The organism is Wenyingzhuangia sp. IMCC45574 (assembly GCF_054182685.1).
Map to the genome: position 1 here is coordinate 2,491,363 of NZ_CM135169.1, position 11,861 is coordinate 2,503,223.

At 30.3% G+C, this 11,861-nt stretch carries 14 protein-coding genes; 3 read left to right on the top strand and 11 right to left on the bottom strand.

The window, feature by feature from the left end:
• Positions 1-298: 298 nt before the first annotated feature.
• On the top strand, positions 299-1,030 hold the full coding sequence (locus tag ACXHHC_RS10610) for a hypothetical protein (RefSeq protein ID WP_458226352.1): 732 nt from the start codon (positions 299-301) through the stop codon (positions 1,028-1,030).
• 138 nt (positions 1,031-1,168) lie between these two features.
• Here ACXHHC_RS10610 and ACXHHC_RS10615 read toward each other — a convergent pair whose 3' ends face one another.
• The 11 genes from ACXHHC_RS10615 to ACXHHC_RS10665 form a co-directional block, all read right to left on the bottom strand.
• On the bottom strand, positions 1,169-1,642 hold the full coding sequence (locus tag ACXHHC_RS10615) for a hypothetical protein (RefSeq protein WP_458226353.1): 474 nt from the start codon (positions 1,640-1,642) through the stop codon (positions 1,169-1,171).
• 257 nt (positions 1,643-1,899) lie between these two features.
• On the bottom strand, positions 1,900-2,436 hold the full coding sequence (locus tag ACXHHC_RS10620) for a hypothetical protein (protein WP_458226354.1): 537 nt from the start codon (positions 2,434-2,436) through the stop codon (positions 1,900-1,902).
• 585 nt (positions 2,437-3,021) lie between these two features.
• Complete coding sequence (locus ACXHHC_RS10625) at positions 3,022-3,240, bottom strand: hypothetical protein (RefSeq protein ID WP_458226355.1); 219 nt, start codon at positions 3,238-3,240, stop codon at positions 3,022-3,024.
• Positions 3,241-3,277: 37 nt separating this feature from the next.
• A complete protein-coding gene (locus tag ACXHHC_RS10630) occupies positions 3,278-3,772 on the bottom strand; it encodes an REP-associated tyrosine transposase (protein WP_458226356.1) in 495 nt (164 codons plus the stop codon).
• Between the two features lie 671 nt (positions 3,773-4,443).
• On the bottom strand, positions 4,444-4,758 hold the full coding sequence (locus ACXHHC_RS10635) for a hypothetical protein (RefSeq protein ID WP_458226357.1): 315 nt from the start codon (positions 4,756-4,758) through the stop codon (positions 4,444-4,446).
• A gap of 111 nt (positions 4,759-4,869) precedes the next feature.
• The gene (locus ACXHHC_RS10640; RefSeq protein WP_458226358.1) at positions 4,870-5,412 is read right to left on the bottom strand and encodes a hypothetical protein; all 543 of its coding nucleotides are present in this window, start codon (positions 5,410-5,412) and stop codon (positions 4,870-4,872) included.
• A gap of 51 nt (positions 5,413-5,463) precedes the next feature.
• Entirely contained in the window at positions 5,464-6,018 is a 555-nt protein-coding gene (locus tag ACXHHC_RS10645; RefSeq protein ID WP_458226359.1) for a hypothetical protein, read from the bottom strand.
• A 42-nt stretch (positions 6,019-6,060) separates the two neighbouring features.
• Positions 6,061-6,609, bottom strand: coding sequence for a hypothetical protein (locus ACXHHC_RS10650; RefSeq protein ID WP_458226360.1), 549 nt, complete (start codon positions 6,607-6,609; stop codon positions 6,061-6,063).
• 327 nt (positions 6,610-6,936) lie between these two features.
• The gene (locus tag ACXHHC_RS10655; protein ID WP_458226361.1) at positions 6,937-7,641 is read right to left on the bottom strand and encodes a hypothetical protein; all 705 of its coding nucleotides are present in this window, start codon (positions 7,639-7,641) and stop codon (positions 6,937-6,939) included.
• A 426-nt stretch (positions 7,642-8,067) separates the two neighbouring features.
• Positions 8,068-8,469 carry a hypothetical protein gene (locus ACXHHC_RS10660; protein ID WP_458226362.1) on the bottom strand — a complete coding sequence of 134 codons (402 nt, stop codon included), beginning with the start codon at positions 8,467-8,469 and terminating at the stop codon, positions 8,068-8,070.
• Complete coding sequence (locus ACXHHC_RS10665; RefSeq protein ID WP_458226363.1) at positions 8,456-9,712, bottom strand: 3-deoxy-D-manno-octulosonic acid transferase; 1,257 nt, start codon at positions 9,710-9,712, stop codon at positions 8,456-8,458. Before ACXHHC_RS10665 ends, ACXHHC_RS10660 begins: the two co-directional genes overlap by 14 nt.
• Positions 9,713-9,817: 105 nt before the next feature.
• Between ACXHHC_RS10665 and ACXHHC_RS10670 the strand changes: the two genes are divergently transcribed.
• On the top strand, positions 9,818-10,570 hold the full coding sequence (locus ACXHHC_RS10670) for a DUF3108 domain-containing protein (protein WP_458226364.1): 753 nt from the start codon (positions 9,818-9,820) through the stop codon (positions 10,568-10,570).
• Positions 10,571-10,622: 52 nt separating this feature from the next.
• A complete protein-coding gene (locus ACXHHC_RS10675) occupies positions 10,623-11,861 on the top strand; it encodes a peptidoglycan DD-metalloendopeptidase family protein (RefSeq protein WP_458226365.1) in 1,239 nt (412 codons plus the stop codon).

Consider the following 11,861-nt stretch of genomic DNA (forward strand, 5'->3'; position numbering starts at 1 on the left):
GTAGCCACAAAGATACTATTTGTAAGTTCTCATAAAATTAATAGCTCTTTTTTGATGAATCTTTACTATTTTGATACTTAATGGAAAAACCAATGCAAAAAAACAAACGATACTAGAAAATACTTGCGATATTTTTAGGAGAATTGGCCTTTTTAACTCTTATTTAAAGTAATCTCTAGTGCTTATTTTAAGTACGTATTCATTATTTGACTTACTTTTACCTAAGATTTAGGGCTACAAACCATCCTTTATTTTAATAATCTTAGCAATGCATCTTTGTAAAAAAATCAGTTTCTTTTTGGGAATAGTAGTCTGTCTAATAAGCTGTTCCAATACAGAGAAAAAATCGCTGTCTGTTAAAGAAATAGTTAAAAGTGAATCAAAAGCTGTTATTAGTAAAACTAAACTTTCTCCTGTCCTCTTAATTGCTCCTAAAAACCAATGGGTATCTACAGAAGATAAAACCATCAGCAAAGTTAAAAACAACGTAACTTTTGTATGGAAAGCACCAGATAATACTATTACTCACGAAATTATTCTAAGAAATTTAAGAACCGGACGAGTTATAAATAAGCGAACTTCTAAAGAAACACTCACGCTTTCCCTCTTTACAGACACTCCTTATGAATGGTTTGTAGTTTCTAAAACCAAAAACAAGGAACATACTTCTAGTAAAAAGTGGCAATTTTACACTCACAAAAAAGTAAATAAAAACCGTGCTCCAGAAAAAGCCATGGCAGAATTTCCAGAAGATAAAGCCATCGTAGATTATTGGAACCAAACTCCTGAGCTTAGGTGGGCTGCCAACGATGCTGACGATGATATTGTAAGCTATGAAATCTATTTTGGAAAAGACAAACTTCCTACAAAACCTACTATAATTACCACCAATACCAAATACAACTTTGATGCAGATACTATTGTATTTGGATCAAAATTCTTTTGGCAGATAAAAACCATAGACTCTAAAGGAAATACTTCTGTTTCTAAGGTCTATTCTTTTACGTTGATGTGTTCTAAGTGTCAGTAGATAAGGTTTATTATAGACTAGGATTGCAAATCCGAGTCTATAATAAACATTTACAAAAAACTCTTTCTGTAGCAAGAATATTTTATCATGCTAACTTGTTTTAATCATAGAATACTGGTTAACAATAGAACATAGGTATCAATTAACTGTAATATTTTTAACTGTATATTTAATATTTTGAAGTTTCTCTCTAACCTCTTCAATCCATGGCAATTTACTTAAGTGTGTTGATGTTGGAATGTCTGATTCGAAATAAGGTAGATTTTCAATATTATTATAATATATAGTCAAAATATTAGCTTTTTCTAAACCATTAGACTCATCTATGTCCCCAACAAGAATATCATCAATTATATTATAGGTTTCCGTATTTTGTAGAAACAACTGAATTCCTAAACAATAAGTTTTATCACCATCAAATGGAGTAGAAATTATGTGATAATGAAAAATCTGATAAGGCAAACTGTCTAACACTTTTTTAACACTGCTTCCCTTGTATAGACTTAACTTCTTCACAAAAATATTATCTAAATTTTGAATGGTATCAACTTCGTTTTGAGCTGATAAATTGTATGTGCAAATTATACACAAAATAAATAAAATCTTACTCATGTTTTTTACATTTAGTTGAGGTTAATCTAACTGCTTTTGTTATTGGATCGACTACACCAGATGGCTCAGATTTTAAATCCGAGTCTTTACCCAATTCGCCTTAGTAGTACTTATAAAGTACCCTTTATTATTTTCTATGGATTTGTATCTAGAGGGCATAGCTTTTTTTCTAAAAATAATAAAAAATGCCAACTAATAAGTAGTTGACATTTCGTGTGATATATATAGATTTAGATTGCAAATATGAGTCCTCTAATTTACTCTTCAATTTTATTTTTCAAAACTTTAACAGCCTCTGATTTAATTGGTTTCCAGAAATAATCAATTAACGATTTTTTATCCTTGAATTTACCCTTATTCAATATTTTTTGAACACGTTCTTCGTTGTTTAATAAATCGTAAATAAAGTCTAAAGGTGAGATAATAACAACAGAGCCTATATCCATTTTATATATAGCCGCGTATAAAATAAACACGGATAAATCATGAGTATCTCCATTTAAATAAGGATAAAGTATTTTGGGGTTATTCTTAACAAGATCAGACACTTTAGTGAGCCATTCACCATCTATACTGCTATCTTTTAGTTTAATTCTATTCTTTAGAGGTGTGTCACCTAAAACTGAGTTTTCTAAATAGATTACACCCTCCTCTTCTTTAGACTTGTCATATTGGGAATAGAGCTCAGAATCTAGTATAGCTTTGTTATTTGTAAAATTTATCATTAAACTATCTATCTCTTGTGCTGTTCCCCTTAATGAAACTAACAAAATAAGTATTAATATATTTCTCATAAATTTAATGATATTTACATCAGATGGTTCGGATTTGCAATCCCGGTCTTTACCCAATTCACCGTAGTAATACTTATAAAGTACCTCGTATTCTTTTCTGTGGATTTGTATTTGGAAGGCATAGCTTTTTTTCTAAAAATAATAAAAAATGCCAACTAATAAGTAGTTGACATTTCTTGTTATGTGTTATACTATAGACTCGGATTCCAAATCCGAGCCATCAGGTAAATGCACTCGAAAGTCCAGAACCTTTTATTTAGATTCGGGACTCTTGTTATAGATTTTTACTAGGTCTTTGTCGAGTATCAAAAACTCTAACAATGTATATTTTCGTCTTTCCTATTCTGTAAGTAATTTTACAATGATTGTTTACCAAGTAGCGATATTCATGTTTTAGATGTTCAAACATTTTATCAACTTGTCCGTATTCTGTTACATCTAATTCTGAACTTTCTAATATTTCTGTGCTCTTTCTTAAATTCGTTGAGATTTCTAAAGCTTTTAATGCTCCGTATAATTTTAGATTGAACTTTGTTACTTTTTCTAAATCTTTAGTGGCTCACTTTGACCAGGTAACAGGTTTGATTACGATACCCAACCTTCAATCATTTTTTGAACTTCTGACTGGCTATAAACTCTACCAGCTTCGATGTCTTCTTCTCCTTCAGCTATCATTTTATCCATATGTTTTTGAGCAACATAAGATTTCATTACTGCATAAAGTCCTTTCAACGTAGACTCATCTTCGTTCTTGATTAACTCAAACATTTCTTGTTGCATTTCTAAACTACTCATAACTAACATATTTATTACAAATTTAAGGTTTTATATCTACATTCACCTAAAACAAAGGCAAACAAACTACCTCTAAAACTGATTCTAAATCAGAATAGTTTCTTGCAGAACTAAACAAATAATCTTCCGGATTCTCCACTATTCTTTCTTTAACAGGATTATTATGAATATAATTAATCTTTTGTTTTATAAACTTCTGAGAGAAAACTTTCTCTGCATAATATCCGTTTTGCCAAACTTTGAATTCCTGGTTTCTTTTTAAATGTTCACAAGCATCTGCAAACATTTTTAACAACCACTCTCTTCTACTATCTGGTTCGTTTTGTATGGTTTCAATTATCTTCTTTGCTGTAAACTTCTTAAAATCCCTCATAATTTCTGAAACCGTTTGTTCCCCATCGTCTCTACACAATAAATGTATATGGCTAGACATAATACAATAAGCATAAATTTCTAATCCTTTGTTTTTAGAACAATATTGTAAACTGTCAACTATTACGCTTCTTAATGACAAACGTGTAAATAAATCTACCCAATTCACCGTTGTAATTGTTATAAAATATCCCTGGTATCCTTTTCTATTGCTTTGTATCTGGAAGGCATAGCTTTTTTCCTAAAAATAATAAAAAATGCCAACTACTCAATAGTTGACATTTCTTGTTATGTGTTATATTATAGAATCGGATTCCAAATCCGAGCCATCAGGTAAAGGACTTATATAAATACAATCCTCTTTAGTTCCAATAAAACTTAGAAAAGCCCTGAAGAATTTGAATTCTTCAGGGCTTTTGTTTTTTATAAATTCGGATTACAAATCCTAATAAAAAATAGTTACTCGTTAGCAAACGAGAACCAGCAGGAGATTTACTTATGCTACTCTCAATCAGTTACAAACTGGTTGAGAGTATATTACTCAAAAAAAGACTAACAAGATTAAATGTTACAATAAAAAAACCTCCTAGAACAATACCATTAGAAAAGATATGTTTCAAAAAAAAAGTTCTTGTTAAAATTGAATACCTAATTTCTAAAATTAAGAATAGTAGACTAAAAAGAACATTTAAATAGCTAAAAATGATAGTAAAAACAGATGGAAACACAAAAGAAAAAAATAAAAAGAGACTAAAAATAAAAATGTTTATCACCCTTAATTGTTTTGTGATACTAAAGCTTTTTACATCCCCACCTGCTTCCCTATTCTTCATATTAATTTTATATTGGTTGATAATTATTTGCTGCCAAAATATTATTAATCTGATTTAATAATACTTCATTAAATTCCTCAGAAACTAAGTGTATCTCATTTCTAACTTTTAAACGGAGAATCGGGATATAAGGCTTATCAACATATTCATCTATGATTTGTTCCATCTCTATGGTTGTAAAATTATTATTTAGTGCATCCATAATCAAATTTTTAAAAACCAAATGGCTCGGATTTGGAATCCCGGTCTTTACCCAATTCGCCTTAGTAGTACTTATAAAGTACCCTTTATTATTTTCTATGGCTTTGTATCTGGAAGGCATAGCTTTTTTTCTAAAAATAATAAAAAATGCCAACTACTCAATAGTTGACATTTTTTATGATATGTATAGGCTCTGATTGAATACTTAAATCCGAGCCATTCGATAAAATTCTCACTCTTCTATCTTATTTTTCACAAATTTTACAGAAATTTCTTTAATTGGGCTCCAGAAGAAAGTAACTATTTCCTTCTTATTTTTAAACTTCCCTTTACTAATTATTTTATTTACCTCATCAGCATCATTTAATCTTGAATACATAAAATTTATAGATGGTAAAGTTTCTCTTGCTTCAAATAGATCAATATTATATGTATGTGCTAGCAAAATAAACACTGCTAAATCATACTCATCTTTTTCCAAATATGGAAATAAAATTTTCGGATCCTTTATAACTAAACTTGAGACCTTATTTAACCACTCCTTATTGTACTCATTATTTAATTTTATCCTGTTTTTAATAACCAATTGGTCAGCATAGGAGTTTTCTATATAAGTAGAATCGTCAGCTATCATTTTTTCAGAATCATAACTCGCATAAAATTCTGAATTATTAAAAGCTTCTAGATTTGTAAACTCTTTCATTAAATCGTCTATACTTTGACCATAACACAAAGTATTAAACACACAAAATAAGATTAACATTATATTTCTCATAGAACTAATATGTAAAAACAGATAGCATTCTATAAACACTAACCTATTTAGTTATTCCTTCTTCTCCAAAAAATCTTGGAACATTTTTTTTGCTTGTACACTTTTTTTCCCATCATCCCATGAAATCAAATGAATTTCATTTTCTGTAAGTGTTGGGTATTTTTTCTTTGTATCAGGATGAATCTCTCCATCTGGATATAAAATCCATAAAATATCAAAAAAAGCTGGGATACTACATCCTTCCGCTCTTAAGGTATAGGTATACAAAAACAATACAAATGCAGCTATTTTATGTTCGTCACTATCAAAATATGGCAATAATGCGTTTGGATCTTCCTTTATTAATTTGGTTATGTTTTCTAATACCGATGTATTTACCCCCTCTTTAAATTTTACAGAAGAGTTTTCTACACAAGGATTTGCCAAATAGCGAGAACTACCTCCAGGCTCTGCAGGAAGCCACACATCGTAATTATCGGTATCTGTATAGGGCTCTAAATACTTAATAGCATAGCTATTCGTAAAAACATCCATTCCCTCCTTTAAAGTCTGACCTTTTGTGTATAAGGAAACAAAAAGTAAAATTAAGAGTGTATAGTAATTCATAAAAATTTAAAGAAACTGTATCTCATAATGTTTATCAACAAGTTAGTCTTTCGTTTTTGCTTCAACTGCTGCTTTTAACCTCTGATTAGCTTCTGAAGCTATATTTAACCATATAGAATTCAACATGTACTTTGCGGGATTTTCGCCACTAGGAACAGGGTCTTTTTCAGTTGTATAATAGTTAACCTCTTTATCATTAAAAACATCTCTCTTAAGATTATTTATATAAATTCCTTCTTCTGTATTATTTGTTATTGGAGGTAAATCAATTTCAAACACAGTCATCAATAAAATATATGCTGCTAAATTTTTTTCCTTCGAATCTAAATAGGAATTAATAATATTAGGATTTTCTTTAATAAGTTTTGTTATTTGTGTTAACCAAATAGAATCTACACCCACAATTTTAATACTTCTATGTGTAGAAAAAGGTAAAGGTATTTCATCATCTATCTTATGTTGTTCTTTTGTAAATAATTCTATATGTTCTAGCGCATACAGATTATCAAAGTCTTTCATTAAATCATCTAATGTTTGACTGTAACACAAAGTATTAAACACACAAAATAAAATTAGTATATATTTTTTCATTTTTTTATTTAAGTTAATGAAAATCCAAGATCAACTGTCATATTAGGTTGTAAACCAGATGGCTCGGATTTGCAATCCGAGTTCTTATACAATTATAACAAAGGCAATATAAATCTAACTCTTTGTTTTTAAAGCAATCTTTTAAACTATCTACGATTCCTATTCTTAAGATAAACACATAAATAAATCTACACAATTCACCTTAATTAACTTTATAAAATACCCTTATCTTTTTCTATGGCTTTAACCTGTATGTATTTTTATTGCTACAATTATTATGTTAGATTCGAATTGTAAAATTAAATACTAATCACCCTTCTAAGTTATTTACTCTTGTAAAAGAAGCTCTGTTGCTGGATCATTTTTGTTCTGTTGTAACTTTTTTACGCGCTCATATAACTTATTTAAGTTTAGAACACCATCCTCCCATAAATTTTCTATTTCTATGTTCAACGTTTGATTGTCTGTATTTTGATGTTCTACAATTTGACCAAAAACAGACATTTTTATTTTATCAAATAAAAAACCTTTAATATAAAATCTAGCATAAGATTCTTTCCTGTTATCTTGATACCATCTGCCACTTTTTTCCATAAAGAGTAGACTAATAGGGCTATTTGATTTATAAGCACCCCAACCCATGTTAAAATAAATAAGACTATACTTGTTACTCTTATATTCAAAATTTACTTTATGAATAAATTCAATAAAACAATTGTTGTTCTTGTTTTCACTTCTAAATTTTAATAACTCTTTTGCTTCTTCCTCAGTTTCACTTTTTAATAAGTTGTAATTATTCCAATCTAATGTTGTTGAACTCATAATTGAAACAGCAACATCTTCTGGTGTTAAGTTTTTTACTTGCGATTTGGAAGTATATTCTGATGCATATCTCTTCGCTTGTAATGGATATTGATAAAATTCTAAATTAAATTGATTCCCATCTAAAACGGCATTACAAGTGTATAATTTTTGTGACATCATTTTTCCTGTAAATAATAATAGTCCTATAAATACTGATATATTCTTCATTTTTTTATTTAAGTTAATGAAAATCCAAGATCAACTGTCATATTAGGTTGTAAGCATAACTTTGCTTCCTTTATACAATAACTTGAATCTTCCTTTCTTGTTCTATTTGGGTCATTTAATGTTAATATATCGTGAACGAACCCTGTTTCGACACGTCCTACTATACCCATAGCTTGGATTTTAAATCCGAGTCTTTACCTAATTCACCGTAGTAATTAGTTATAAAATATCCCGTATTATTTTCTGTGGCTTTGTATTTGGAAGGCATAGCTTTTTTTCTAAAAATAATAAAAAATGCCAACTAAATTAGTAGTTGACATTTATTATGATATGTATAGGCTCTGATTGCAAATATGAGTCCTCTGGTTCATTCCTGTAGAAACCAAAGAATGATGTTTTACGATATAGCAAAAGACCCTTTATAAACTATTTTATGGTCACCAACTGCTTAAAAGCCGAAAAGAAAAATAGGATTAAATACGATTGGTAGAGACACCAGAACCACAAGTTTTTTAAATTGGTTTGGAACTCCATGGGTTCTGGAGTTAAAATGTTTCCGTTATTAGTTTTCCAAACTAAAAAACCAGAGTATAATAAACCTAAAGACAAAGCCGCATGTCCTACAATTACCAAGAAACGGATTCCTATGTTTGCTTTGGGTAAAAAAGCCTTTTTAAAGTAAATAACACTCCCTAAAAACAAACCATAAAATGGAACTGCCCAAATAATATTAGGCATTAGAAATTGTGTTCCTAGAACATCAAAATTAGATAAGAATAAGACGGTACAAAGTGTTAAAACAACTATTAAAACGTTAAACTTTTTCATTTTTTAGGATTTGGTGAATGGTTTGCATAATGGTATTGGTAGCTCCTAAATTCTGAGTTACATAATTTTTGGTAATCGTTGCTTTTTGGTCTCTTACTACCTCATTATCTCTTATTTCTGTTAAAAAAGAAACTAAATTTTGAGTATTATCTACGCTTGTAATTCCTTCTAAAGCAACTAAGTCTTGTACTTCTTTAAACTTTTTAAAATTAGGCCCAATTACAATTGGCAATCCGTAAGTAGCCGCTTCTAGCGTGTTGTGTACTCCACTCTTGGTATATCCTCCACCTACATAAGCTACGTTTGCATAGGCATATATCTTAGACAAAATACCATAAGTATCTACAATAAACACCTGGTAGTCTGCCAATGCTTTCCCTTCTTTTTCGGTAAACAGAATGGTTTTCTTTTCTAAACTTTCTTTTAGTTCTTGAATCTGTCCTTCCTTTACATTGTGCGGTGCAAGAATAAATTTCTCATTCTCCTTAGCGTGCTTGTTAATGTATTCCACCAACTGAACCTCATCTTCTGGCCAAGTACTACCCGCCACTAGTAAATAAGAATCTCCTACAAATTCGTTTATAAAATCTAACTTTTCATTGGCATCTAATAACTTCTGAACTCGGTCAAAACGAGTATCTCCTGCAATGGTTGCATTGGTAAAATTAATAGTGGCTAATAAAGATTTAGAAGTTTCATCTTGTACAAAGAAATGGGTAAAAGCTTTAAAGGCTTTGCGCATTAAACCACCTAAGGGTTTAAAATAAATTTGTCCTTCATTAAAAATTCCCGAAACCAATAAGGTTGGAATTTTGTGTTTTTGGAGTTCGAATAAATAATTTGGCCAAAACTCATATTTAATAAATACCGCCAAATTGGGCTTTAAACTAGCAATCCACTTTTTTGCATTGCTTGCGGTATCCATAGGTAAATAGCAAACGGCATCGGCTAAATTGTAGTTCTTTCTAACCTCGTAACCCGATGGTGAAAAAAAGGTAACTACTATCTGATAATGAGGATACTCTTTCTTGATTTCTTCTATAATAGGTCTCCCCTGTTCAAATTCACCCAGCGAAGCTGCATGAATCCAAAAGACAGGTTTAGTGCTATCTATTTGATTTTCTATTTTTGGAAAGCTCTCTTTTCTACCTTCTACAAATAGTTTCATTTTAGGATTAAACAGCGCTACAATCCTTAATGTATTGGTTGCTAAATGTGTAGAAATATTGTACAATAATTGCATAGCACAAAACTAAAAAATTAGCGTTTGGTTTACTCCATATCCCTTTTATTTTTTATTTTGGAATAGGTTTTGATATTTCTATCAATGAACAAAATGAAAATAACTATGAAACACTTAGTATATATATTGTTTTTAAGCATTTTAAGTGTAAATGCACAAAGTAAAAGTGCTTATAAAAATGGAGAAAAAATTACCTATAGAATTCACTACGGTGTAATAAATGCAGGTTATGCATCTATAGAAATGAAAGAAATTGTACAAGACAACAAAAAAATAGAGCATGTAAATGGAAAAGGTTGGACTACCGGAATGTTGCGTTGGGTATTTCCTGTAAAAGATAACTACCAATCTTTTATAGATAAAAAAACGGGATATCCTGTAAGAGCCATTAGAAAATTAAAAGAAGGTGGATACACCAAAAATGTAGAGTTATTTTTTGAACAAGACAGCGTGGTTACTGTAGACCATAAACGTAAAAGAGAAAAAGCAGTGGCTGCAAAAAATGTTCAGGATATGATTTCTGCTTTTTATTACCTAAGAAATAATGTATCGGATACTTTAGAAATAAACGAGTCTGTAGAAATAGATATGTTTTTTGACCAAAAAAAATTCCCCTTTAAATTGGTAAAACTTAGAGAAGAAAAGCTAAAAACTAAGTTTGGAGAAATTAATTGTATTGTGTTTAGACCTTTGGTAAAATCGGGTAGAGTTTTTAAAGCTAAAGAGAGTTTAACCTTGTGGATTACTGCCGATGAAAATAGAATTCCGGTACGTGTAAAAGCAGATTTGGCGGTAGGTTCTCTAAAAGCCGATATTGATGAATATAAAGGGCTAGCACATCCTATTGCTTTTAACTAAAAGTCGTAAATAAATTGTACTTTTGTTTGCCGTTTATAAAAGGTAATTCATTTTGAAAAACATCCTCCTATATTTTTTCGCTTTTCTATTTCTTGTAGCTTGTAAACCAGAGAAAGAAAAGCAAGAAATCCCAAAAATAGAAGTTGAGAAACCAGCACCTCCAAAAAAGATATTTGGCTACTTATTAGACAACTACAAAGTGGTTAAAAGCAAAGTAGTAAGAGGAGAAACTTTTGGAATTTTATTAGACAGACATCATATTAAACCTGCAAAAGTATACGAAATTGCCAATAAGGTAAAAGGAGATTTTGATGTACGAAGATTAAGAGCTGGTAAAAATTATACCATACTCGCTAGTAAAGATTCTTTAGAACAGGCAAAGGTATTTATCTATCAACACGATTTGATAAACTACTCTATTATAGAATTTAAAGATTCTATTCTTACCAAGAAATTTAAAAAAGACGTAACCGTTAAAATTAAAAAAGCTTCTGGGGTTATTACTAGTTCCCTTTCTCAGGCTTTAGACGAAATGCATGTGAGTCCTATTGTTGCGAATGATTTATCTGAAATTTACGCTTGGACTATTGACTTTTTTAGATTGCAAAAAAACGATCGTTTTAAAGTAATTTACGAACAAAAATACATAGACGATACGATTCCTGCTGGTATTGGACGAATTAAAGCGGCTAACTTTGAGCATGTAGGTACTCCTTTTTATGCTTTTCATTACATTCCAGATTCTATTACAGGAATTGAAGAGTATTACGATGAAAAAGCAAACAACCTAAGACGTGCTTTCTTAAAAGCTCCCGTTAAGTTTAGCAGAATTTCTTCTCGTTATAATTTAAGAAGACGTATTGCCCATTACGGTAATAAAATTAGACCCCACAAAGGTACAGACTTTGCAGCTCCTATTGGAACTCCAATTATGAGTACAGCCAATGGACAAGTAATAGAATCTAGGTACAGAGGAGGAAACGGAAACTATGTAAAAGTAAGACATAACTCTACTTATAGTACCCAATACCTGCACATGAAAAAAAGGAAAGTTAAAAAAGGAGATTATGTAAAGCAAGGTGATATTATTGGTTGGATAGGAATGACTGGAAGTACGTCGGGTCCGCATGTTTGTTATCGTTTTTGGAAAAACGGAGTACAGGTAGATCCGTTAAGACAAAAATTACCCTCTGCAGAACCTATGGCTAAAGACTTGCAGGTAAAATATCTATCGCATATAACCGCTATTAAAGAAGAACTAGATGCCATTCCATATAAAAACAAAAATTAA